General features: G+C 72.4%; 11 protein-coding genes. 9 read left to right on the forward strand and 2 right to left on the reverse strand.

Annotated elements, in window-relative coordinates; genetic code table 11:
- Positions 1-9: 9 nt before the first annotated feature.
- Positions 10-567, reverse strand: coding sequence for an acyl-CoA-like ligand-binding transcription factor (locus IW245_RS06255; protein WP_197002244.1), 558 nt, complete (start codon positions 565-567; stop codon positions 10-12).
- Complete coding sequence (locus IW245_RS06260; RefSeq protein WP_197002245.1) at positions 564-1886, reverse strand: DHA2 family efflux MFS transporter permease subunit; 1323 nt, start codon at positions 1884-1886, stop codon at positions 564-566. The genes IW245_RS06255 and IW245_RS06260 overlap by 4 nt, the downstream gene beginning before the upstream one ends.
- Positions 1887-2002: 116 nt before the next feature.
- Here IW245_RS06260 and IW245_RS06265 point away from each other — a divergent pair, with 116 nt between their 5' ends.
- From IW245_RS06265 to IW245_RS06305, 9 genes are all read left to right on the forward strand, one after another.
- Positions 2003-2200, forward strand: a complete 198-nt coding sequence (locus tag IW245_RS06265) for an MbtH family protein (RefSeq protein WP_197002246.1) — start codon at positions 2003-2005, stop codon at positions 2198-2200.
- Positions 2197-7089, forward strand: a complete 4893-nt coding sequence (locus tag IW245_RS06270; protein WP_197002247.1) for a non-ribosomal peptide synthetase — start codon at positions 2197-2199, stop codon at positions 7087-7089. The genes IW245_RS06265 and IW245_RS06270 overlap by 4 nt, the downstream gene beginning before the upstream one ends.
- Entirely contained in the window at positions 7086-8000 is a 915-nt protein-coding gene (locus IW245_RS06275; protein WP_197002248.1) for an ornithine carbamoyltransferase, read from the forward strand. The genes IW245_RS06270 and IW245_RS06275 overlap by 4 nt, the downstream gene beginning before the upstream one ends.
- Complete coding sequence (locus IW245_RS06280) at positions 7997-9340, forward strand: MFS transporter (RefSeq protein ID WP_197002249.1); 1344 nt, start codon at positions 7997-7999, stop codon at positions 9338-9340. Before IW245_RS06275 ends, IW245_RS06280 begins: the two co-directional genes overlap by 4 nt.
- Before the next feature lie 58 nt (positions 9341-9398).
- Positions 9399-10331: a TauD/TfdA family dioxygenase gene (locus tag IW245_RS06285; RefSeq protein ID WP_197002250.1), complete on the forward strand. Its 933-nt coding sequence runs from the start codon at positions 9399-9401 to the stop codon at positions 10329-10331.
- A gap of 10 nt (positions 10332-10341) precedes the next feature.
- Positions 10342-11256, forward strand: coding sequence for a TauD/TfdA family dioxygenase (locus IW245_RS06290; protein WP_197002251.1), 915 nt, complete (start codon positions 10342-10344; stop codon positions 11254-11256).
- A 49-nt stretch (positions 11257-11305) separates the two neighbouring features.
- Positions 11306-12046 (forward strand): ABC transporter ATP-binding protein, encoded by a 741-nt coding sequence (locus IW245_RS06295; RefSeq protein ID WP_197002252.1) that lies wholly within the window; start codon positions 11306-11308, stop codon positions 12044-12046.
- Entirely contained in the window at positions 12043-14538 is a 2496-nt protein-coding gene (locus IW245_RS06300) for an ABC transporter permease (protein ID WP_197002253.1), read from the forward strand. The genes IW245_RS06295 and IW245_RS06300 overlap by 4 nt, the downstream gene beginning before the upstream one ends.
- A gap of 420 nt (positions 14539-14958) precedes the next feature.
- A complete protein-coding gene (locus IW245_RS06305; RefSeq protein ID WP_197002254.1) occupies positions 14959-25917 on the forward strand; it encodes a non-ribosomal peptide synthetase in 10959 nt (3652 codons plus the stop codon).
- Positions 25918-25940 lie beyond the last annotated feature (23 nt).

Genomic DNA, 25940 nt, shown 5'->3' on the forward strand with positions numbered 1-25940 from the left:
GCCCCCTTGTCATTCCCGGAAGCCCCGGCCCAGCCGGACCAGGGCGTCGTCCAGCAGCTCCGGCAGGTCGCCCTCCCCGGTGTCGGTCCAGGTCCGGATCACGGCCATCCAGGCCCCGACCACGGCCCCGACCAGCACCCGGGTGTCGGCGGGATCGGCGTCCAGTGCGGTGACGATCATCTCCTGGGTCTGGTGCAGGTTCTCCCACATCCGGGCCCGCAACTGCGGAACGGACAAACTCAGCCGGGTACGCGCGAGAATGCGCTCCCCGTCCTCCGCGTAGATCGGCACGAACACCTCGCGGAGCACCGCCCGGATCGCGTCCACGGGCGGCTCCCCGGCCGGCCGGCGCCGCAACGCCTCCACGATCAGCGGGTCGTACTCGTCCTCGACGACCACGTCCTCCTTCGTCGCGAAGTACCGGAAGAAGGTGCTCGGGGACACCTCGGCGGCTGCGGCGATCTGGTCGACCGTGGTCGCCTCGTACCCCTGGAGGTCGAAGAGTCGCAGCGCCTCGGTCTGGATGGACCGGCGGGTCCGCAGCTTCTTCATCTCCCGCAGGCTCATGCCCTCATTCTGCCGGACAACCCGAACCCGGCCAGGGCCGCGCCGAACGCCACGCACACCACGCACGTGGCCAGGACCAGCCGCATCCCGCCGACCAGGTCCGGCAGTCGCCCGGACAGCAGGCTACCGAGGACGGCGACCCCGAGCGCGCCGCCGACCTGCCGCATGGCCTGCACGGCGGCCGAGCCGATTCCCGTCCGCTCGGCCGGCAGCGTGGCCAGCACGGTGTCCATCGCCGGCACCAGGGACGCCCCGGTGCCGACCCCGAGCACGGACAGCCACAGCGCGGTCCAGCCGTAGCCGTCGGCGGCGTCGGTGGTCGCGCCCAACGCCAGGCCGACCGCGAGGACGACGAGACCGCCGCCGACCGCGAGCCGGGGGCCGACCCGGGGCAGGATCCGGGAGCTGGCCAGCCCGGCGACGAGCAGGCCGGCCATCAGGGGGATGAGTCGCAGGCCGACGCCGAGCGCGTCGTAGCCGAGGACCTGGTGCAGGTAGAGCGGCAGGACGAACAGGACGCCCATCAGCCCGAACGTGGCGAGGGTGGCCACGACGGAGCCCCAGAGGAAGTTGCGGTCGGCGTACAGCCGCAGGTCCAGCATGGGGTGCCGGGCCCGGCGCTGCCAGAGCAGGAACCCGGCGAGGCCGGCGACCCCGGCGACGGTCCAGCCGGGGGAGCGCTCGATCGCGCCGTAGACCAGGGCGCCGAGACCGGCTACGGACAGCGCGACCCCGGCCAGGTCGACCGGCTCGGTCCCCGGGTTGCGGGACTCCGGCACCATCAGGGCCGTGACCAGCACGGCCAGCAGCACGACGGGCACGTTGATCAGGAAGATCGAGCCCCACCAGTAGTGGTCGAGCAGCCAGCCGCCGAGGACCGGGCCGAGCGGCAGGCCGAGGGCGACGCCGGCCGACCAGATCGCGATGGCCTTCGTGCGCTCGGCGGGCGGGAAGACCGAGGGGATCACGGCCATCGACAGCGGGATGATCAGGGCCGCCCCGAAGCCCATCGCGGCCCGCGCGGCGACCAGCCCGGGCACGCCCGTGGTGTAGCTGGCCGCCAGGGACGCCGCCCCGAAGAGCACGAGGCCGGTGATCAGGAGCTTCTTGCGGCCGTACCGGTCGCCGAGCAGCCCGGCGGGGAGCAGCAGCACGGCGAACACCACGAGGTAGCCGTCCACGATCCACTGCAGGTCGCCCGTGTCGGCGCGCAGCGCCCCGGCGAGGGTGGGCAGGGCCACGTTGAGCACGGTCGAGTCGAGCCCGATGACGAGGACGGAGAGCACGAGGGCCGCGAGGGCCCACCAGCGACGGTTCATGAAATGAGAGTAGCTGTCAAATAGTAGTGACTGTCAAGAGGGGGATATAGGCGGCGTATAGCGGAAGGTCGCATCGTGCTCGGTGGACCCCGCCGAGTCGAGAGCAGGAGCGAGCCATGTCTGACGACCGCACGTACCGCGTGGTGCGTAACGACGAGGAGCAGTACTCGCTGTGGTGGGCGGACCGGCAGCCCCCCGCCGGCTGGGCCTTCGACGGCCCTGAGGCCAGCCGCGAGGAGTGCCTGGCCCGGATCGGCGAGATCTGGACCGACCTGCGCCCGCTGAGCCTGCGTGAGCGGATGGCGAACGCATGAGCCTCCTGCACCAGCTCGTCGCCGAGCAGGCCGCCCGCACGCCGGACGCCGTGGCGGTCATCGACGAGCACCGCACCGTCTGCTACCGCGAACTCGACCTGCGGGCCAACCGGCTCGCCCATCACCTGCACGGCCTCGGCGTCGGCCCGGAATCCCTGGTCGGGGTACGGATGCGCCGGGGCGCCGACCTGGTCGTCGCGCTGCTCGCGGTGTGGAAGGCGGGGGCCGCGTACGTCCCGCTGGACCCCGAGCACCCGCGCGACCGGCTGCACTGGGTCCTGGAGGACACCGCGGCGCGGATCGTCCTGACCGAGGAGTCCCTGGCCGACGCGCTGCACGGTACCGCCGCGCGGCCCGTGTGCCTGACCCCCGGCTGGGGTGAGGTGCAGGCGCTGCCCGAGGCCCCGCCGGCCGTCGAGGTGACCGGCGACAACGCCGCGTACGCGATCTACACCTCCGGCTCCACCGGCCGGCCGAAGGGCGTCGTCGTCGGGCACGCCGCGATCCGCAACCGGGTGCTGTGGGCCGTCGAGCGGCACCAGATGGCGGCGGCCGACCGGGTGCTGCAGAAGACCGCGCTGACGTTCGACGCGGCGTGCTGGGAGTTCTTCGCCCCGCTGATCAGCGGCGGCACCGTGGTGCTCGCCCCGGTCGGCGCGGAGCGCGACCCCGCCTCGCTGGTCGCCGCGATCCTCCGGCACAAGATCACGGTGCTGCAGGGCGTGCCCTCCGTGTACCGCCTCCTCGCCGACGAGCCGGCCTGGCGCGACTGCCTGTCGCTGCGGCTGCTGTTCTCGGCCGGCGAGCCGCTGCACGCCGAGCTGGGCCGCCGGCTCACCGACGGGCTGAAGGCCGAGCTGTGGAACACCTACGGCCCGACCGAGTGCGCCATCGACGTCACGGCCCACCCGTTCGACCCGGTGCAGGAGACCGGCCCGGTGCCGATCGGCCGGCCGATCGCGAACAACCGGGTCCTGGTCCTCGACGCCGACGGCGAGCCGGTCCCGGTCGGCATGCCCGGTGAGCTGCACGCCGGCGGGGTCGGCGTGGGCCGGGGCTACCTGGGCCGCCCGGACCTGACCGCCGCGACGTTCGTCCCGGACCCGTACGGCGAGCCGGGCACCCGGCTGTACCGGACCGGGGACCAGGTGCGCTGGCGGCCGGACGGGTCGTTGGAGTATCTGGGTCGGATCGACCAGCAGGTCAAGATCAACGGGGTCCGGATCGAGCCCGGCGAGGTCGAGGCCGCGCTCGCCGCGCACGCCGAGGTCAAGGGCGCGACCGTGGTCGCCTTCTCCGACGCCGACGGGTCCAAGCGCCTCGCCGGGTACGTCGTGGGCTCCCGGGCGCTGCCCGGCACCGAACTGCGCGAGTTTCTCCGCGACCGGCTGCCCGAGGCGCTGATCCCGGCAGTGTTCGTCCAGCTCGACGCCTTCCCGCTCACCACGAGCGGCAAGGTCGACCGGGCCGCGCTGCCCGCGCCGGAGCCGGAGGGCACCGACTTCGTGGCGCCGCGTACCCCCGCTGAGGCTCTGGTCGCGCAGGTCTGGGCCGACCTGCTCAAGGTCGACCGGGTCGGGGTGCACGACGACTTCTTCAGCCTCGGCGGCTCCTCGCTCGTGCTGACCCGGCTGGCGAAGGCCCTGCGGGTCGCGTCCGGCGGCGAGGTGCAGCTGCGCGGCCTGTTCACGGCCACCACGGTCGAGCAGCAGGCCCTGCTGCTCACCCTGCCCGCCGAGGTCGTGCCCCCGGTCGTGCCGGTGCCCCGCGACGGCGCGCTGCCGCTGTCGTTCGCCCAGCACCGGCTGTGGTTCCTCGACCGGATGCAGCCGGCCAGCCCCGAGTGGGTCGCGCCGGTCATGCTCCGCCTGGACGCCGCCCTCGAACCGGCCGCCGTCCGCCGGGCGCTGGACGGCCTGTCCGCCCGGCACGAGATCCTGCGGACCCGATATGTCACCGAGGCCGGCGAGCCCGTGCAGGTCATCGACCCGCCGTCCCCGGTCGAGCTCCGGGTCGCCGACTCCGCCGCCGCCGACCTGACCGACGTGCTCGCCCAGCAGTTGGCCCGGGGTTTCGACCTGGCCACCGGCCCGGTCTGGCGGGCACTGCTCGTCCGGGTGCCCGGGGAGGAGCACGTCCTGCTGCTCACCCTGCACCACATCGCCTCCGACGGCGGATCCACCGTCGTCATCGAGCGCGAACTTGCCGCCCTGCTGGCCGGGACGGAGCTGGCGCCGCTGCCCGTGCAGTACGCCGACTTCGCCGCCTGGCAGCGCTCCTGGCTCACCGACGAGCGCCTGGGCCGCGACCTGGACTACTGGCGGGCCACCCTCGACGGCCTGCGCCCCCTCGAGGTGCCCACCGACCGGCCCCGGCCCGCCGAGCGCGACCCGCGCGGCTCCGGCGTGCGGATCACGGTCCCGGCGGACCTCGCGGCGGCTGTGGAGAAGCTGGGCAAGCAGCACGGGGCGACCCCGTTCATGACCCTGCTCACCGCGTTCGGCGCGGTCCTGGCCCGCTACACCGGGCAGTGGGACACCGTCGTCGGGGTGCCGGTGTCCGGGCGGGACCGGCCCGAGGCCGAGAACCTGGTCGGCTGCTTCCTGAACTCCCTGGTCCTGCGGGCCAACCTGGAGGGTGCGACCTTCGCGGAGGCCCTCGACCGGGTCCGCACGGTGTGCACCGACGCGTTCGCGCACCAGGAGCTGCCGTTCGAGCGGCTGGTCGAGGACCTGCAGCCCGACCGGGACCTGTCGCGGACCCCGCTGTACCAGGTCGGCTTCGACCTGCTCGACGAGGGCCAGACCGCCAACTCGGGCGGCGAGGCCTTCCAGGAAGCGTGGCGGATCTCCAAGACCGACGTGACCCTGTTCATGTGGCGGGGCGAGGACGGCTCGCTGTCCGGCGCCCTGGAGTACGCCACGGCCCTGTTCGACGAGGCCACCATGACCCGGCTCGGCGACCACCTGGTCGGCCTGCTGGAGGCGGTCACCACCTACCCGGACACCGCGCTGTCCCGGGTGGACTTCCTCGACCCGGTCGAGAAGGCGCTGCTCGCGGCCCCGGCCCGCGCCGAGCACCCGGTGGCCAAATGCGTGCACGAGGTCTTCGAGGAGCAGGTCGCCGAGACCCCCGACGCCGTCGCGGTCGCCTTCGGCGAGCACGAGCTGACGTACGCGCAGCTCAACGCCCGGGCCAACCGGCTCGCCCACCACCTGCGCGGCCTCGGCGCCGGCCCGGAGTCCCTCGTCGGGGTGTGCCTGGAGCGCGGCCCGGACCTGGTCCCGACCCTGCTGGGCGTCCTCAAGTCGGGAGCGGCCTACCTGCCGCTCGACCCGGTGCAACCGGCCGACCGGCTCGGCTTCATGCTCGCCGACGCGGGCGCGAAGATCGTGGTCACCCGGTCCGAACACGCCGGGCTCGTGCAGGGCACACTGGTGTTGCTGGACGAGGAGCTGGAAGGCCCGGAGCACAACCCGGAGCCGCGCAGCACCCCCGACAACCTGATCTACGTCATCTACACCTCCGGCTCCACCGGCAAGCCCAAGGGCGTGTGTCTCACCCACGAGAACGTCCTGCGGCTGCTCACGTCCGCGTGGGAGCACTACGAGTTCGGGCCGACCGACGTGTGGCCGCTGTTCCACTCGTACGCGTTCGACGTGTCCGTCTGGGAACTGTGGGGCGCGCTGCTGCACGGCGGCAAGCTGGTCGTCGTGCCCCGCGAGGTGACCCGCGCGCCCGACGAGTTCCTCGACCTGCTCGTCGAGCACCAGGTCACGGTCCTCAACCAGACGCCGAGCGCCTTCCGGAGCCTGGTGGCCTTGGCCGGCGACGGCGACCCGCGGATCGACCGGTTGAACCTGCGGGCGATCGTGTTCGCGGGCGAGAAGCTCGACGTGCCCGACCTCGCGCCGTGGACCGACCGGTTCAGCGTGGAGCACCCGGCGCTGGTCAACATGTACGGCATCACCGAGACCACCGTGCACTCCACCTACTACCAGGTGCAGGCCTGCGACCTGGAGCCCCTCGCCGGCAACCCGGTCGGGCACCCCCTCGCGGACCTGCGGATCCACCTGCTCGACCCGGACGGCAACCTCGTCCCGGTCGGCGTGCCCGGCGAGATCTACGTCGGCGGGCCCGGGGTCGCGCGCGGCTATCTCAACCGGCCGGAGCTGACCGCCGAGCGGTTCGTGCCGGACCCGTGGGGGACCGGCCGGCTGTACAAGAGCGGCGACCTGGCCAAGCGCCGGGTCGACGGGAGCCTGGAGTTCCTGGGCCGCGCCGACGACCAGGTCAAGATCCGGGGCTACCGGATCGAACTGGGCGAGGTGCAGGCCGTCCTCGCCGGCCACCCGTCGGTGCGCGACGCCGTCGTGATCGCCGACGAGCCGAGCCCGGGGGACAAGCGCCTCGTCGCCTACTACGTGCCGACCGCCTCGGTCGGGGGCGCGGAGCTGGCCGAGCACTGCGGGGTGGGGCTGCCGGAGTACATGGTGCCGTCGGCGTTCGTACCCCTCGACAAGATCCCGCTGACCGCCAACGGGAAGCTCGACAAGCGCGCCCTTCCCGCCCCGGACCGCGACGCGCTGCGCTCGACCGTCGAGTTCGTCGCCCCACGCGACGTCGTCGAGGAGCGGATCAGCGAGATCTGGGTCGAGCTGCTCGGCGTCGAACCGGGAGTGCACGCCAGCTTCTTCGCCCTCGGCGGGCACTCGCTGCTCGCGGTCCGGCTCGCCTCGCGGCTCCAGGAGGAGTTCGACGTGGAGATCCCGGTCCGCGACATCTTCGAACGCAACACGGTCGCGCACCTCGCGCTCCTGGTCGAGGACCGGATCCGGGCCGAGATCGCCGCACTGTCCGACGACGAACTGGCGGAGGCCGGCCAATGAGACATCTGATCTCCCTCAACGACCTGACGGACGACGACCTGCGCTCCATCGTGGACCGAGGTGCGTGGTTCGCCGCGCACCCCGACGCCCGGGAACGCACCCTCGACGGCCTGGTCGCCGGCATCTACTTCCGGCGCACCTCGACCAGGACCCGGACGGCGTTCTCGGCCGGCGCGCTGCGGCTCGGCGCGCAGATCGTCACCTACGGCCCCAACGACCTGCAGACGAACACGGGCGAAACCACCGAGGACACCGGACGGGTACTGTCCCGGATGGTCGACCTCCTCGTCGCCCGCACCTCCGACGCCGAGGACGAGATGCGCGCCTGGGCCGCCCAGGACCGGATGGCCGTCGTCAACGCGATGAGCGCCGAGGAACACCCCACCCAGGGGCTGACCGACCTGACCACGCTCCACCGCCAGTTCGGCAAGATCGAGAACCTCCGCGTCCTGTACGTCGGCGAGGGCAACAACTCCGCCGTCGCCCTGGCCCTGGCCCTGAGCAGGTTCCCGGGCACCGTGCTGGAACTGCGCACCCCGCCCGGCTACGGCCTCCCCGTCGGGGTCCTCGACCGCGCCGCCGCCCAGGCCGCCCGGTCCGGCGCGTCCGTCGCGGAGCGCCACGACATGGCGGCCCTGCCCGACGGCTTCGACGTCATCTACACCACCCGCTGGCAGACCACCGGCACCGTCAAGCCTGACCCGGACTGGCGGACCATCTTCGACCCGTTCCAGGTCAACGAGTCGCTGTGGACGGGCAGCCCGCGCGCGGTGTTCTTCCACGACCTGCCGGCGCACCGGGGCGAGGAGGTCACGGCCGACATCCTCGACGGGCCGCGCAGCGTCGCGTTCGACCAGGCGGAGAACAAGATGCACAGCGCGATGGCGGTGCTCGAATGGTGCGCGGCGTGACGCAGACGACGGGCGGCCCGGGTTCCCCGGCCGCCCCCGGCGACACCCTGGTCGCCGAGACGCCCGTCCCGGTGCCCCTGGGCCGGAACAGGAGCTTCCTGCTGCTGTGGACCGGGTCGGGCATGGCAGTGCTCGCCGAGCGGTTCAGCGCCCTGCCGTTCACCCTGGTCGTGGTCTTCGCCGGCTACTCCAAGACCGTCGCCGGCTTCGTCGCGTTCGCCGCCCTGCTGCCGATGCTGCTCGTGCAGCTCCCAGCCGGGGTGCTCGTCGACCGCTGGGACCGGCGCAAGGTGATGATCTGGTCCAGCGCGATCCGGCTGTGCGGCACGGTCAGCATCGCCGTGCCGCTGTTCTTCGGCCGGCTGTTCCTGTGGCACCTGTTCACCGTGGCGTTCGTCCAGGGCACGCTGACCATCTTCTACCAGCTCGCCGAACGGGCCGCCGTGCCCAACGTGGTGACCCGCGACCAGCTGCCCACCGCCCTGGCCCGCAACGAGGCCCGGGGCCGGGCGGCGGCGCTCGCCGGACACCCGGCCGGCGGGTTCCTGTTCGAGCTGGCCCGGTGGGCGCCGTTCGCGTCCAGCGCCGTGCTCTACTTCCTGTCCCTGTGCACCCTGCTCGGCCTGAAGGGGCCGATGCGCGCCGACCCGTCCAAGGTGCGCAGTTCCCCGATCGCCGGCGCGGTCGAGGGCCTGGCCTGGGTGTGGCGCAAGCGGTACTTCCGGGTCGCCCTCCTGCTCGTCGCCGGCAGCAACCTGTTGTTCCAGGGCCTGATCCTCGGCGTGCAGTTCATCGTCAAGGAGGACGGCCGCTCGCCGGCCACGGTGAGCCTGATCCTGGCGGCAGGCGGGATCGGCGGCATGTGCGGGGCCCTGCTGGGCGGGTGGTGGATCCGGCGGCAGAGCATCCGGTACATCATGATCATCACGCACGCGGCCTGGGCCGTCACCATGCCGGCGGCGGCGCTGACCCGCGACCCGGTCGCCCTCGGCGGCCTGTTCTTCCTGCTGTCCCTGATCGGGGGCGCGGTCACCGTGTCGGGCATCGTGCACCAGTCCCGGATGACGCCCAACCACCTGCAGGGCAGGGTCGGCAGCGTCGTGCTGCTCCTGGTCTCCGGCACCAGCGCGCTGGGCGCGATCTCGGCGGGCTGGCTGATGCAGGACTACGGCATCCGCCCGGTCCTGCTGGGCTTCGGCGCGGTGATGGTCGTGCTCGCGCTGATCGCCGTGCTCACGTTCGCCGGGGCGGGTGCGGACCGCGAGGCGGCGGAGAAGGAACCCGACGCGCCGGCGAAGGACACCGCGCCGCCCCGGGTCGACACGACAGAAAAAGTATAGGAACGCCCCCCACCATGCACCCGAAACGCTTGCGATCAGTGACCGAGGGAGAAGGCCGATGAACGACCGCCAGTGGGGACCGTTGGAGATCCATCCCAGCGATGTCGGGGCCGAGGCGACCCCCGAGGGACTGGTCGCCCACCTGCGCTCCGCCGCCGTCGACGAGCAGCTCGTCGCCGAGAAGGCCCTCGTCTACCGCGGGTTCAACGTCACGGAGGACACCCTCGATGGCGTGATGGACCTGCTGCTGCCCAACCGCCTGGCCTACGTGCACGGCAACTCGCCGCGGACCAAGGTGGGCAAGAACGTGTACACCTCGACGGAGTACCCGCCGGAGTTCACGATCTCGATGCACAACGAGCTGTCCTACGCCTCCGCGTGGCCGACCCGGCTGATGTTCTTCTGCCACACGGCCGCCGCGACCGGCGGGGCGACCCCGGTCGTGGACGCCGAGCTGTGGCTGAACCTGCTCGACGACGAGGTCCGCGAGGCGTACGCCAAGGGTGTCCGCTACACCCAGAACCTGCACGACGGCCTCGGCCTCGGCAAGAGCTGGCAGGACACGTTCGAGACGGACAAGCGCGACGAGGTCGAGGCGTTCCTGGACACCTCCGGGGCGACCTGGAAGTGGACCGGCGACGGCCTGCGGGTCAGCCAGGTACGGCCGTCCACCCTGGAGCACCCGGTGACCGGTACCGAGGTGTGGTTCAACCAGTCCGACCAGTTCCACCCGGCCTCGCTCGGCGACGACACCGCCAAGGCCCTCGCCGCGATCATGCCGGTCGAGGAGATGCCGCAGTCCGTGGCGTTCGCCGACGGCTCGCCGATCCCGGACGAGTACGTCATCCAGGTCCGCGACCGTGCGCTCGACGCCGCCGTGGACGTGGACTGGCGCACCGGCGACGTGCTGCTCATCGACAACGTGCTGGTCGGCCACGGCCGCCGCCCCTACACCGGCTCGCGGCGGGTCCTCGTCGCCATGTCGGACTGAGAGGACTGACGTGCTTCCCTTCCTGGTAGAGGGCGCCGACGAGATCTCGGCCGCCATCAACGCCGACCGGCCCCGGCTGCGCAAGCTGCTCGCCGAGCACGGCGCGATCCTGCTCCGCGGCTTCCAGGTCGACGGGGTCGACGGCTTCGACGGCTCGGTCCGCGCCCTGTCCGGCGCGCCGCTGACCTACGCGGAGCGCTCCTCTCCCCGCAGCACCATCAAGGGCCAGGTCTACACGTCCACGGACTACCCGCCGGACGAGGAGATCTTCCTGCACACGGAGAACTCCTACCAGGCCACCTGGCCCCTGGTGCTGTACTTCTACTGCGTCGAGCCGCCCACCACCCTCGGCGCGACCCCCCTCGCGGACATCGCCCGGATCCACGACGCGATCGACCCGGCCGTGCGCGCGGAGTTCGCGGCCCGCAAGTGGATGGTCGTGCGCAACTTCCACGCCGAGTTCGGGGTCACGTGGCAGCACGTGTTCAACACCGAGGACCGGTCGGTGGTGGAGGCGTACGCCGTCGAGAAGGGCATCGCGCTGGAATGGCGCGGGGCCGACAGCCTGCGGACCCGTGCGGTGCGTGACGCCATCCACGCCCACCCGGTGACCGGCCAGGCGTCCTGGTTCAACCACGCCACCTTCTTCCACGTGTCCACCCAGGCCCCGGAGGTCCGCGAGGGCCTGTTGGAGATCTTCGAGGAGGACGACCTGCCGAGCAACACCTACTACGGTGACGGCGGCCGGATCCCCGACGACGTGATGGACCACCTGCGGGCCTGCTACCGGGCGGAGAGCACCCGGTTCGACTGGCAGCGCGACGATGTTCTCGTCGTGGACAACATGCGGGCGGCCCACGGTCGTGAACCGTTCACCGGACCGAGGAAGATCGCGGTAGCGATGGCGGAGCCGTCGAAGTCCTGAATTGCTACCCATCGGTAGCGATTTGTGTTGATCTTTCTAGATCGTTTGGATGTACGACATGGACGACGGCGTGCGGCTTGAGTCGCTGAGCAGGACCTACGGCACCGGATCCACTGTGGTGACCGCGCTGGACGGTGTGACCCTCGAGTTCGAGGCCGGCACCTTCACCGCGATCATGGGGCCCTCGGGCTCCGGCAAGTCCACCCTGCTGCACTGCGCGGCGGGGCTGGACCGGCCGACCGGGGGCCGGGTGCTGGTGGCGGGCACGGACCTGACCGGTCTGGACGAGACGGCCCTGACCCTGCTGCGGCGGGACCGGATCGGCTTCGTCTTCCAGTCGTTCAACCTGCTCCCGGCGCTGACCGCCGAGCAGAACGTCGGCCTGCCGATCCGGCTCGCCGGGCGGCGGCCGGACAGGGCTGAGGTGCTCAAGGTCCTCGCGGACCTCGGGCTCGCCGACCGGGCCGGCCACCGGCCCAGCGAGCTGTCCGGCGGCCAGCAGCAGCGGGTCGCGATCGCCCGGGCGCTGGTCACCCGACCGGCGGTACTGTTCGCCGACGAGCCGACCGGCGCCCTGGACGCGAAGACCGGGCGCGACCTCCTCGCCCTGCTCCGGACGCTCGTGGACGAGCAGGGCCAGACGATCATCATGGTCACCCACGACCCGGTGGTCGCCGCGCACGCGCACAGGGTGGTGTTCCTCGCCGACGGCCGGCTGGCCGGCGAGCTGGTCGACCCGACGGCCGAGCAGGTCGCGGCCCGGATGACCGGACTGGAAGTGACCGGGTGACCCCGATCGCACTCGCGACCCTGCGGGCCCGGTGGGTGACCTTCGTCAGCACGTTCGTCGCGCTCACCCTCAGCGTGGCCCTGGTCTCGGCCATGGGGCTGATGCTGGGCGCGACGTTCAACCTGCCCGAACGCGGCGCGGAACGCTTCAACACCGCCCCCGCCGTCGTGTACGCCACCGACGTCACCTGGGACCCTGCCCTGCACGACCCGGGCACCCGCTCCCTCGCCGCCGCCAAGGGTGTCGACAAGGACCTGGTGACCACCCTCCAAGGCCAGGGCCGCACGGTCGTCGACCGCTCGTTCTACGCCCAGGTGTCCGGCCAGCGGACGCGCCCCGGGCTGGCCCCGCTAGGCCACGGCTGGTCGGTCGCCGAGTTCGGCGGCTACACCCTGGCGGCCGGGCGCGCGCCGAACGCGGCGGACGAGATCGCCACCGGCGGCGCGACCGTGGGCCAGTCGGTGACGGTGCTGACGGCCGAGGAGTCCCGGACCTACACGGTCGTCGGCGTCACGAAGGCCGTCGGGTTCGAGCAGGCGGTGTTCTTCGCCGACGCCGAGGCCGCGCGGCTGTCGCCCCGGGTCGAGGCCGTGGTGTCCTTCGCCCCGGTGGACACCCTGCGGTCCACGGTGGGGGAGAAGGCTCTCGTGCTGACCGGCGACGACCGGCACCGGGCCGACCCGAGCCTCGCGGGTGACCGCGACGCCATCGACAACACCGAGACCCTGCTGCCGATCACCGCGTCGGTCGCCGGGTTCGTCTCCATCTTCGTGGTCGCGTCCACGTTCGCGTTCGCCGTCGTGCAGCGCCGCCGCGAGGTCGCGCTGCTGCGCACCGTCGGGGCCACCCCGAAGCAGGTCCGCCGGATGCTGCTCGCGGAGGCCGGCCTTCTGGGTACCGTCGCGTCCCTGCTCGGCTGCGTGCTCGGCTACATCGCCGCGCCCCTGATGACCGACTGGTGGATCCGCCTGGGCATCTCGCCCGAGTGGTTCTCCGTCGACGGTTCCTTCAGCTTCTGGGTCTGGGGCCCGCTCGTCGGCGCGTTCGTCGTCGGCCTGACCGTGGCCCTGCTCGGCGTGTGGGCCGCGTCGCTGCGGGCCGCCCGGGTCCGCCCGGTCGACGCGCTGCGCGAGGCGGCCGCCGACACCGGGGGCATGACCCGGGGCCGGCTGGTGACCGGCCTGGTCGGGCTCACGATCGGCCTGGTCGCCGTCGCGCTGGTCGGCTTCGTCGCGCCGGACCTGGTGCTGATTCCCAACGCGTACGTGCCGATCCTGCTCGTGCCGATTCTCGCCCTCGCGCTGCTCGCGCCGGTGGCCGTCGGGCCGATCGTCAAGCTGCTCACCTGGCCGCTCGGCCGGCTCAAGGGGGCCGGCGCCATGCTGGTCCGCGAGGGCACGCTGAGCGCGACCCGGCGCACCGCCGCCACGGCCGCGCCCGTGCTGCTCACCCTCGGGCTGTCCCTGTCGCTGCTCGGGGCCACCGAGACCGTCAACGAGGCCCGCGACACCGCGCTGCGCTCCGAGGTGAAGGCCGACTACGTGGTCTACCCCGACGGCACCCCTGGCGTGAGCCGCGCTGTCGTGGACCGGATCAAGGCCGTGCCGGGCGTGGACGTGATCGCCCCGATCATGACCATGCTGTACATCGAGGAGCCCGAGGGCCTCGACGAGAACGACGGGCAGGCCGTGGAGCCGTCCGAGCTGGCCAAGACCGTCGAGCTGCCGGTCGCCGAGGGCTCCCTCGCCGACCTGACCGACGACACGGTCGTGGTGCCCGACCTGTGGGGCAAGGACCTGGGCGAGACCCTGAACATCCAGATGGGCGACGGGACCAGGGTGTCGCTCAAGGTGGTCGCGATCGTGAAGGCCACCCCGGGCAACGACATCGCGTACCTGTCGATGAAGTACGCCGACACCGCCAAGTACGCCCGGACCGGCCTGGCCCGGCGCGCGCAGATCAAGGTGCACGCCGACGCCGACCGGGGGGCCGTGGACGCCGCGTTGAAGCAGGCGATCGGCGGCTCCGGGGCCCGGCTGTGGGCAGCCTCGGAGTGGGTCGGCAACGAGACCGCCGAGGCCCGGAAGATCAACTCGCTCCGGCAGCAGGTCGTACTCGGCATCGTGGTGCTGTTCTGCTTCATCGCGATCGTGAACACCCTGATGATGGCCACCGCCGACCGGCGGCGCGACCTGGCCGTGCTCCGGCTGACCGGGGCCACGCCGAGCCAGGCGCTGCGGGTGTTCGCCGCCGAGTCGCTGCTGGTCTGCGCCGTGGGCTTCACCCTCGCGGCCCTCGCGGCGCTGGTGAACCTGATCGGGCTGCGGTTCGCGCTGACCGCGCTGTTCGGGTCCACGCCGATCGTGGTGCCGTGGGGGCCGGTCGCGCTGATCGGGGCGGTCAGCGTGCTGCTCGCGCTCCTGGGGACCGTGCTGCCGGCGGCGCTGGCGCTGCGTACCCCCTCGGTGGAGTTGGCGGGCGTGCGCGAATAGACCCGACGGGCGTGTCGGAGTTTCTCGACGAGTCCTGCGAGCGGCTCGTTGCGCAAGGACATACGCGCAGCTGACGCGGGTCGGGCCGGCGCGGTGGGGTTTGAAGGGAGAAGAGCCTTTGACTCCCTCCAAACCCCACCGCGCCGGCCGTACGGCGCCGTACCGGAAACGGTCCGTGGCGGGTTCGGTGGAAGAGAGTCAAAGGCTCTTCTCTCTTCCACCGAACCCGCCACGGACCCCCGGGCCAGGCCGCCGACAGCCGCGTCCAGGCCCCGCTTGCTGCGCCCGGCCCCGCCGCCCCCGACCAACCGACCGGCCGGGCTCAGCCCGGGACCTCGCGTCGATATAGGCGTCGTATAGCGGGACACGCGACTCTCTCACCATCTGCTGACGTCTAGGTGGTTTGAAGGAGCGCGGCGCATGAGCACAGGCGGAACCGAAGCGATCCGTGAGGAGCTGCTCCGCAGCCGGCTCGCCGGGCGGGCCAGCCGGCGCGCGACCATCGAGCAGGTGGACCGCGACGGTCCCCTCCGGTTGGCGTTCGGCCAGCAGCAGATGTGGTTCCTCAGCCGGCTGGAGCCGGACAGCTGGGAGTACCTGGTGCCGGTGGCGCTCCGCCTGCGCGGCCCGGTGGACGCCGCGGCGCTCGGCCGGGCCTGGGACGCCCTGGTCGACCGGCACGAGATCCTCCGCACCCGCTACGAGCTGGACGGCACCGAGCCGGTCCAGGTCATCGACGCCCCCCGCACGGGCGGCCTGACCGTCGTCGACGTGGCGTCGGAGGCCGAGGCGCTGCACCTGGCCGAGGTCGAGCCGGGCACCCCGTTCGACCTGGAGCGGCAGTGGCCGGCGCGCGCCAAGCTGCTCCGGATCACCGAGACGGATCACATCCTGGTCGTCGTGTTCCACCACATCGCGTGCGACCAGTGGTCGGTGCGGATCTTCGCCGAGGAGCTGAGCGCCCTGTACAGCGCCGGTGAGGCGTCGCGGCTGACCCCGCTGCCGATCCAGTACGCCGACTTCGCCGCCTTCGAGCGCGGCCAGGCCACCCAGCCGAAGCATCTCGACTACTGGAAGCATCAGCTCTCCGGCATCGAGCCCTTGGAGCTGCCGACCGACCGCCCCCGCCCGGCGACCCGGAGTTCGGTCGGCTCGGCCGTGCCGTTCGCGTTCCCGGCCGGGCTCGCCGACAGGCTGCGTGCCGTGGGCCGCGACAACGAGTCGACGCTGTTCATGGTGCTGCTCACCGCGTACCAGGCGCTGCTGGCCCGCCACACCGGCCGCACCGACATCCCGGTTGGCACCGTCGTGTCCGGTCGGGTCCGGCCCGAGACCCAGCGGCTGATCGGCTACGGCATCAACAGCCTGGTCATGCGGGCCATGTGGGACGACGACCCGACGTTCGCGGAGCTGCTGGCCCGGGGCCGCACCACGGTGCTGGAGGCGTTCGACCACCAGGAGGTGCCGTTCGCGAAGCTGGTCGACGAGCTGCAGCCCGAGCGGGACATGTCCCGCACCCCGCTGTTCCAGGCGGCGTTCACGATGCACGACGAGCGGGTCGGCGGCTTCGACCTGCCCGGCGTGACCGTCGAGGCCCTGGAGCCGCCGGCCCGGATCGCGAAGTTCGACCTGACGTTGCAGGTGGAGGAGGCGGCCGACGGCGGGCTGCGCGGGCACCTGGAGTACGTCTCGGCGCTGTTCGACGAGTCGACCGTGGAGCGGATCGCGGGGCACTTCGTCCGGCTGCTCACCCAGGTCGCCGCCGAGCCCGGCATGAAGCTGTCCGCCGTGGAGCTGCTGGACGAGACCGAGCGGGCCGTCGTGCTCGCCGAGCCGCGCCGCCAGCACGGCCTGCCACCGACCCAGTGCGTGCACGAGGTGTTCGAGGAGTGGGCGGCGTCGTTCCCGGACGCGCCGGCTGTCGTCTTCGAGGGTCAGGAACTGACCTACGGCGAGCTGAACGCGAAGGCCAACCGGCTCGCCCACCACCTGCGCGCGCTCGGCGCGGGCCCGGAAACCCTGGTCGGGGTGTCCCTGGAGCGGGGCGCGGACCTGGTCCCGACCCTGTTGGGCGTCCTGAAGTCCGGCGCGGCGTACCTGCCGCTGGACCCGGCCCAGCCGGCCGACCGCCTGACCTACATGCTCGCAGACGCCGGGGCCCCGATCCTGGTCGCGGACACGGTCCAGGCCGAGCGCCTGAAAAGCGCGGACGTGCAGGTCGTCCTCGTGGACGAGCACGCCGACGTCATCGCCGCGAACCCGGCGCACAACCCCGACCAGCTCGGCGGCCCCGACAACCTGATCTACGTCATCTACACCTCCGGCTCCACCGGCCAGCCCAAGGGCGTCTGCCTGACCCACGGCAACGTGCTGCGGCTGCTCACCGTGACCGACGCGGACTACTCGTTCGACGAGAACGACGTCTGGCCGCTGTTCCACTCCTACGCGTTCGACGTGTCGGTGTGGGAGCTGTGGGGCGCGCTGATGCACGGCGGCAAGCTGGTCGTGGTGCCCAAGGACGTCACCCGGTCCCCGGACGACTTCCTCGACCTGCTCGTGGACCACGGTGTGACCGTGCTCAACCAGACGCCGTCGGCGTTCCGCGGCCTGGTGAGCCTGGCCGGCGAGGGCGACCCTCGGATCGACCAGCTCAAGCTGCGCGCCGTCGTGTTCGCCGGCGAGAAGCTGATCTTCGGCGATCTTGCCCCGTGGACCCGCCGGGTCGGGCTGGACGCCCCCCGGCTGCTCAACATGTACGGCATCACCGAGACCACGGTGCACACCACCTACTACCGGGTCCGCCCGGAGGACATCGACCCGCAGGCCGGCAGCCCGGTCGGCCGGGCCCTCGACGACCTGCGGGTGTACCTGCTCGACCGGCACGGCAACCTGGCCCCGATCGGCGCGCCCGGCGAGATCTACGTCGCAGGCCTGGGCGTCGCCCGCGGCTACCTGAACCGCCCCGAGCTGACCGCCGAGCGGTTCGTGCCCAACCCGTTCGGCCCGGGCCGGCTCTACAAGAGCGGTGACCTGGCCCGGCGGAAGCCCGACGGCAGCCTGGAGTTCATGGGCCGCGCCGACGACCAGGTCAAGGTGCGCGGCTACCGGATCGAGCTCGGCGAGATCCAGGCTGCCCTCGCCGCGCACCCCAGTGTGCGCGACGCCGTGGTCGTGGTCCGCGACGAGCAGATCCTCGCCTACATCGTCGCGGCCGGCGGTTCGGTGCCCGCGCCGAGCGAGCTGCGGGCGCTGCTGCTCAGGACGCTGCCCGAGTACATGGTGCCGGCGGCGTTCGTCCCGGTCGGCAAGATCCCGCTGACCGTGAACGGCAAGCTGGACCGCCGGGCGCTGCCGGTGCCGGGTCGCGCGGAGCTGGGCTCCGACCGGGAGTTCGTCGCGCCGCGTACCCCCGTCGAGGAGCAGGTCGCGGCCGTGTGGCGCGACGTGCTCGGCGTCGAGCGGGTCGGCGTGGACGACAACTTCTTCGACCTCGGTGGCGACTCGATCCGGGCCGTCGGGCTGGTCGGCGCGTTGCGGCCGGCCGGCTTCGACGTGGCCGTGCGCGACATCTTCGCGCACCGGACCGTCGCGGCGCTGTGCGAGTTCCTCACCGGCCGGCCCGCGCTGGTCGAGCTGGACCGGGTGGTCGCCCCGTTCGACCTGGTCTCGGCCGAGGACCGGGCGAAGCTGCCCGCCGATGTCGTGGACGCCTACCCGCTGTCGCAGATCCAGCTCGGCATGGTCGTGGAGATGCTCAACGACACCGGGCGCAACAACTACCACAACGTGACGTCGTTCCGGATCCTCGACGACGGGCCGTTCGACCTGGTGGCGCTGCGCGGGGCCGGGAAGATCGTGATGGCCCGGCACGAGATCCTGCGCACCTCCTTCGACCTGGACACCTTCGCGGTGCCGCTCCAGCTCGTGCATGCCACGGCGGAGCTGCCGATCGGGTACCAGGACCTGACGGCGTTGACGGGTGACGCGGTGGAGAAGGCGGTCCGCGCGCACATCGCCGTCGAGCGGGCCGACCTGTTCGACCTGGCCGTGCCGCCGCTGCTGCGGTTCACGGCGCACGAGTGCGGCGACAAGAGCTGGTGGCTGACGTTCACCGAGTGCCACCCGATCCTGGAGGGCTGGAGCCACCACTCGCTGCTGATGGAGCTGGTCGACCTCTACCGCACCATCCGCGACGGCCAGACGCCCGTGGACCCCGAGCCGGCGAACGTGCGCTACGCCGACTTCATCGCCGCCGAGCTGGACACCCTGGCCGGCGACGAGGACCGGGCTTACTGGAAGACCATCGTCGACGGGTACCCGAAGGTGGAGCTCCCGGCCGTCTGGGCCGACCCGGCCGACACGCCCAAGGAGTCCTACCGGATCTGGATCCCCTTCCACGACCTGGAGTCCGACCTGCGCCGCCTGGCCAGCCGGGCCCAGGGCTCGCTGAAGAGCGTCCTGCACGCCGCGCACCTGAAGGTGATGAGCCAGCTCACCGACGAGGAGCGGTTCTTCAGCGGCCTGGTCTGCAACGCCCGCCCCGAGGCGCTGGGCGCCGACCGGGTCTACGGCCTCTACCTCAACCCGCTGCCGTTCGCCTTCGACCGGGGCGCGGCCACCTGGCGCGAGCTGGTCGAGGGCGTGTTCGCCCGCGAGGTCGAGCTGTGGCCGCACCGCCGGTTCCCGATGCCGGCCATCCAGCGCGAACTCGGCGACGGCCAGAAGCTCCTCGACATCCGGTTCAGTTACCTGGACTTCCGCCAGGTCGACCAGTCCCTCGTGGACTACGCGGCCACCATCGACGACAGCCCCACCGAGTTCCCCCTCGCGGTGTCCACCCAGGCCGGGTTCTGCATCCTCACCGGGCACACCCACGCCATGAGCAGGGCGAACGCGGACCGGCTCGCGGCCATGTACCGCGCCGTGCTGGAGTCCATGGCCGCCGACCCCGAGGGCGACGCCCGGGCCACGTACCTCCCGGAGGGTGAGCGCCGGCAGATCGTCACCGGCTGGAACGACGTCACCCGGCCGGCCCCGGAGCACACGGTCCGCGAGCTGGTGGAACGCGCCGCCGCCCTCTACCCGGAGCGCCCGGCCGTCCTGGGCGGCCCCTCGCCGCTGACGTTCGCGGAGCTCGACGCCCGGGCCAACCAGTACGCGCACCACCTGCTCGCGGCCGGCGTCGGCGCCGAGTCGGTCGTCGGCGTCCTCCTCGACCGGGGCCCCGACCTGATGGCGGCGCTCCTCGGCGTGTGGAAGGCCGGTGCGGCGTACGTGCCGCTGGACCCGTCCTACCCGGCCGACCGGATCGGCTACATGCTCGAGGACGCGCAGTCGATCGTCGCGATCACCCAGGACGCCTACGCGGACCGGTTCGCGGTGCCGGTGGTGAAGCCGGCCGACATCGCGGGCCGGCCCACCGGTTCGCCGGAGATCGCTGTCGACCTCGACCAGCTCGCCTACGTCATCTACACCTCCGGCTCCACCGGCCGGCCCAAGGGCGTGCAGGTCCCGCACCGGGGCCTGGCCAACCACATCAACTGGGCGGCGGAGGAGCTGGCCGGCGGCCCGATCGTCGACGGCCCGGGCCGCACCGCACCCGCCGACGGCGCGGGCAGGCACGCCGCCGGCACCGGCAACGGCGCCCCTGTGTTCTCCTCGGTGTCCTTCGACCTCGTGGTCCCCAACCTGTGGGCGCCCCTGGTCACCGGCCAGCCCACCCACCTCCTCCCGCAGGACGTGGACATGGCCGACCTGGGTCGCTGGCTGGTCGCGTCCGGGCCGTTCAGCTTCATGAAGCTCACCCCGGGCCACCTGGACGTTCTCACCCACCAGATGACCGCCGCCCAGGCGCACGGCCTCACCGAGGTGATGGTCGTCGCCGGCGAGGCGTTCACGAGCCGGACCCTGGACCGCTGGCGGGCACTGGACCCGACGACCCGCCTGGTCAACGAGTACGGCCCGACCGAGGCGTCCGTCGGCACGTGCGTCTTCCCGATCGCCGACGGCTACACGGCCGACGTGGTGCCGATCGGCCGCCCGCTGCCGAACATGACCATGTATGTCCTCGACGCAGACCTCAACCCGGTGCCGGTGGGCGTGACCGGCGAGCTGTACGTCGGCGGCACCGGCGTGGCCCGCGGCTACGCCAACCGCCCCGACCTGACCGCGGAGAAGTTCGTCCCCGACCCGTTCGGCGCGCCCGGCACCCGGCTGTACCGCACCGGTGACCTGGTCCGCCAGCTCGCCGGCGGGGAGATCGACTTCCTCGGCCGGGTCGACAACCAGGTGAAGATCCACGGCTACCGGATCGAGCTGGGCGAGATCCAGACCGTGCTCCTGGAGCACCCGGGGGTCCGCGAGGCGGCCGTCGTCGTGCACGAGGACGAGGCGGGCGAGAAGCGCCTGGTCGGCTACGTGGTCCCCGAGGCCGGCCCCGTCACCGGGCTCGCCGAGCACTGCGGGACCCGGCTGCCCGAGTACATGGTGCCGCCGGTCTTCATGAGCCTGGACAAGCTGCCGCTGAACGCGAACGGCAAGGTGGACCGCAAGGCCCTCCCGGTGCCCGACGCCGACGCGGCGGCCGAACGGGAGTTCATCGGCCCGCGTACCCCCACCGAGGAGCACGTCGCCGCCGTCTGGCGCAAGGTCCTCGACCTGGACCGGGTGGGCGTCACCGACAGCTTCTTCGACCTCGGCGGGCACTCGATCCGGGCCGTGGCCCTGGTCGGCGCGCTGCGGGCCGCGAAGTTCGACGTGTCGGTGCGCGACGTGTTCGCCTACCGGACCGTCGCCGAGCTGGCCGAGTTCCTGACCGGCCGGCCCGCGAGCCCCGAGATCGAGGCCCCGGTGGAGCCGTTCGCGCTGGTCTCGGCCGCCGACCGGGCGAAGCTGCCGGCGGACGTGACCGACGCGTACCCGCTGTCGCAGGTGCAGCTCGGCATGATCGTGGAGATGCTCGCGGACGGGCGCAACGCGTACCACAACGTCTCGTCCTTCCGGGTGCAGGACGGGCACCGCTTCTCGCTCGCGGCGATGCGCAAGGCCACGGCGGAGATCACCGCCCGGCACGAGCTGCTGCGCACGTCCTTCGCGCTGGACGCCTTCGCGACCCCGCTCCAGCTCGTGCACGCCACGGCCGAGATCCCGGTGGAGGTGCGCGACCTGTCCGACCTGGACGAGCCCGCCCTGCGCGCCTCGATCGCGGAGTTCACCCGCGACCAGCGCTCGGAGCTGTTCGACCTGTCGGTGGCCCCGCTGTTCCGGCTCACCGCGCACGTCGAGAGCGACGAGGCCTTCTGGCTGACCGTCACCGTCTCGCACCCGATCACCGAGGGCTGGAGCCAGCGGGCCCTGCTCCGCGAGCTGATCGACCTCTACGAGCACCACCACGCCGGCGAGCAGATCAACCCCGTAGAGCCCACCCCCATCCGGTACGCCGACTTCATCGCCGCCGAGCTCGACGTGCTCGCCGGCGACGAGGACCGGGGCTACTGGAAGTCCATCGTGGAGGGCTACCCGAAGCTCACCCTGCCGGCCGGCTGGGCCGGGGACACCGACGAGCCCGCCACCTCCTACTCCACGGTCGTGGACATCCGCGACCTCGAGGGCTCCCTGCGGTCCCTGGCAAGCCGGGCCCGGGGCTCGCTGAAGAGCGTGCTGCACGCCGCGCACCTGAAGGTGATGAGCCAGCTCACCGACGAGCCGTCGTTCTGCTCGGGCCTGGTCGCCAGCGCCCGACCGGAGGCCCTGGGCGCCGACCGGGTGTACGGCATGTACCTCAACACCCTGCCCTTCGCCCACGACCGGGGCGCGGCCACCTGGAAGGAACTCGTCGAGGGCGTCTTCGCCCGCGAGGTCGAGGTGTGGCCGCACCGCCGGTTCCCGATGCCCGTCATCCAGCGCGAACTGGCCGGCGGCGAGCGGCTGCTCGACGTGCGGTTCAGCTTCCTGGACTTCCAGGAGGACTCCGAACTGGTCGACGTCGCCGACGGCGTGATCGGCGAGGGGGCCACCGAGTTCGGGCTGGCCGTCGCCGCGCTGACCAACCAGCTGATCCTCACCGTGGACACCCACACGCTCAGCCGGGCGCACGCCGACCGGCTCGGCGCGATGTACCGCGCGGTCCTGGAAGCCATGGCCGCCGACTTCGACGGCGACGCCCGGGGCGTGCACCTGCCGGCCGGTGAGCGGGAGCTCCTGCTCGACGAGTGGGCGCACACCGCCGGCCCCGACATCACGCACTCGGTCCTCGACCTGTTCGAGGCCCAGGTGGCGGTCACGCCGGACGCCGTGGCGCTGGCGGTGGCCGGCGGCTGCGAGGTCACCTACGCGGACCTCGACGCGAAGGCCAACCGGTTCGCGCACTACCTGCGCGGCCGGGGCGTCGGCCGCGAGTCGGTCGTCGGCGTGCTCCTCGACCGGGGCCCGGACCTGCTCGCCGCGCTGCTGGGCGTGTGGAAGGCCGGCGGGGCGTACGCGCCCCTGGACCCGTCCTTCCCCGCCGACCGGCTCGGGCACATGCTCGGCGACTCGGGCGCGAAGGTGGTCGTCACCCACTCCCGGTACGCCGACCGGTTCGACCCCCAGTGGTCCGACTGCGTCCTGGTGGACGTCGAGCGCTACGAGCTCGCAGGCCAGCCCACCTCCCCGGTGGAGGAGACCAGGGACCTCGACGGGGCCGCCTACGTCATCTTCACCTCCGGCTCCACCGGCCGGCCCAAGGGCGTGCAGGTCACCCACCGGGGCCTGGCCAACCACGTGGTGTGGGCCCGCGACGTCCTCGCGACCCAGGGCGACGGCGGCGCGCCGCTGTTCTCCTCGGTCGCCTTCGACTTGGTCGTCCCCAACCTGTGGGGGCCGCTCGTCGCCGGCCAGCGGGTGCTGCTGCTCCCGCAGGACGTGGACCTCGCCGACCTCGGCCGCCTCCTCGACGCCCAGGGCCCGTTCAGCTTCATCAAGCTGACCCCCGGCCACCTGGAACTCCTCGGCCACCAGCTCGACGCCGCCCAGCTCGACGCCCTCGCCGCCGTGATCGTGGTCGCCGGCGAGGCCCTGCCCGGCCCCCTCGCCGAGCGGTGGCGGGAGCTGCTGGGCGACAGCCGGCTGATCAACGAGTACGGCCCGACCGAGGCGTCCGTCGGCACCTGCATCCACCCGGTGGTCACCCCGCAGCACGTCGAGGTGGTGCCGATCGGTCGGCCGCTGCCGAACATGTCGATGTACGTCCTGGACCCCGAACTCCAGCTCGTCCCGGTCGGCGTCACCGGCGAGCTGTACGTCGGCGGCACCGGTGTCACCCGGGGCTACCTGAACCGCCCCGAGCTGACCGCCGAGAAGTTCGTCCCCAACCCGTACGGCCCCGGCCGGCTCTACCGTAGCGGCGACCTGGCCCGGTGGAACGAGGACGGCGCGGTCGAGTTCCTGGGCCGGATCGACGACCAGGTGAAGATCCGCGGCTACCGGATCGAACTCGGCGAGATCCAGGCCGTGCTCACCTCGCACCCGGGCGTCCGGGAGGCCACGGTCGTGGTGCGCGAGGACACCCCCGGCGACCGTCGGCTCGTCGCGTACTACGTGGCCGACCCCGAGGTCGACCTCGTGGACCACTGCGCGTTGCAGCTGCCCGACTACATGGTGCCGGCGGCGTTCGTACCCCTCGAGAAGTTGCCCTTGAACGCCAACGGCAAGGTCGACCGCAAGGCGCTGCCCGCGCCGGAGCAGGCCGACGAGGGCGAGTTCACCGGCCCGCGCACCGCCGTCGAGGAGCAGGTGGCCGCCGTGTGGCGCACCGTGCTCGGCGTCGAGCGGATCGGCGTGCACGACAGCTTCTTCGACCTCGGCGGGCACTCGATCCGGGCCATCGCCCTGGTCGGCGCGCTGCGGCAGGCCGGCTACCCGGCCGTGTCGGTGCGCGACGTGTTCACCCACCGCACGGTCGCGGACCTGGCTCACGCGCTGACCGGGACCGGGGCGGAACCGGCGGCCGACGAGGGGCACACGGTCCCGTTCGCGCTGCTGTCCGACGCGGACCGGGCGAAGCTGCCCGAGGGCCTCGTCGACGCCTACCCGATGTCTCGGGTCCAGCTCGGCATGGTCGTCGAGATGTTCGCCGACCCGGAGGTCAACCGCTACCACAACACGTCGGCGTTCAAGGTCACCGAGCTGGCGCCGTTCGACGCCGACGCGCTGCGGAAGGCGGCGGCCCTGGTCGTCGAGCGGCACGAGATGCTGCGCACGTCCTTCGACCTCACCGGGTACTCCACCCCGATGCAGCTGGTCCATCCGGTCGCGGAGATGGGCGTGGCCGTCTGGGATCTCCGCGACCTCGATGACGCCGAGCGCGACACGGCGATCCGCGAGTTCGTGGCCCGCGAGCGGCGCGAACTGTTCGACCTGGAGCACCCGCCGCTGCTGCGCCTCGCGGCGCTGGTCGAGAGCGGGGAGTCCTGGCGGCTGGCGTTCACCCTGTGCCACGCGATCACGGAGGGCTGGAGCCAGCAGGCGCTGCTCGCCGAGATCCTCGACGCCTACCGGGCCTTCCGCGACGGCGGCACCCCGAAGCCGCTGGACCTGGCCGGTGCCCGGTACGCCGACTTCATCGCCGGCGAGCTGGAGTCCCTGGCCTCCGAGGCCGACCGGGACTACTGGCGCACCATCGTCACCGCGCACGCCCCGCTCGCCCTTCCCGAGGGCTGGGGCGGCGAGGAGACCGGCAGCTTCCGGTCCTTCGTGCCCTACCACGACCTGGAGGCCGACCTGCGGGCCCTGGCCGCCAGCGAGAAGGCGTCCCTGAAGAGCGTGCTCCTCGGCGCGCACCTCAAGGTGATGAGCCAGCTCACCGACGCCAAGGCGTTCTACGTCGGCCTCGTGCAGAGCGCGCGCCCCGAGAACCAGGGCGCCGAGAAGGTGTACGGCATGCACCTCAACACGCTGCCGTTCCCCTACGACCGCACGGCCGGCACCTGGTCCGAGCTCGTCGGCCAGGTCTACGCCCGCGAGACCGAACTGTGGCCGCACCGCCGGTACCCGCTGCCGGCCATCCAGAAGGAGCAGGGCGGCGACCGGCTGATCCAGGTCATGTTCAGCTACCAGGATTTCCGGGCCACTGACACGGAGAAGTCCGACGTGCGCGCCGACGTCGGCGACGCGGCCAACGAGTTCGGGCTGCAGGTGTCCACGGTGCCCGGTCACCTGGTGCTCAAGGCCCCGGCGGAGCTGCTCAGCCGGGCCAACGCCGAGCGACTGGTCGGCATGTACCGGGCCGTGCTGGAGGCCATGGCGGCCGACCCGGCCGGCGACGCGGGCGCGTCCTACATCTCCGAGCCCGAGCGCGACCAGCTGCTGGTCGAGTGGAACGACACGGCGATGGAGTGGTGAGCGTGCGGCGTCTCGTGGGTCAG

Source organism: Longispora fulva, from assembly GCF_015751905.1.
Lineage (GTDB): Bacteria > Actinomycetota > Actinomycetes > Mycobacteriales > Micromonosporaceae > Longispora > Longispora fulva.

Coding starts and splice junctions, on each gene's coding strand:
- IW245_RS06255 (WP_197002244.1), bottom strand. CDS start 567: ATGAGCCTGCGGGAGATGAAGAAGCTGCGGACCCGCCGGTCCATCCAG.
- IW245_RS06260 (WP_197002245.1), bottom strand. CDS start 1,886: ATGAACCGTCGCTGGTGGGCCCTCGCGGCCCTCGTGCTCTCCGTCCTC.
- IW245_RS06265 (WP_197002246.1), top strand. CDS start 2,003: ATGTCTGACGACCGCACGTACCGCGTGGTGCGTAACGACGAGGAGCAG.
- IW245_RS06270 (WP_197002247.1), top strand. CDS start 2,197: ATGAGCCTCCTGCACCAGCTCGTCGCCGAGCAGGCCGCCCGCACGCCG.
- IW245_RS06275 (WP_197002248.1), top strand. CDS start 7,086: ATGAGACATCTGATCTCCCTCAACGACCTGACGGACGACGACCTGCGC.
- IW245_RS06285 (WP_197002250.1), top strand. CDS start 9,399: ATGAACGACCGCCAGTGGGGACCGTTGGAGATCCATCCCAGCGATGTC.
- IW245_RS06295 (WP_197002252.1), top strand. CDS start 11,306: ATGTACGACATGGACGACGGCGTGCGGCTTGAGTCGCTGAGCAGGACC.
- IW245_RS06305 (WP_197002254.1), top strand. CDS start 14,959: ATGAGCACAGGCGGAACCGAAGCGATCCGTGAGGAGCTGCTCCGCAGC.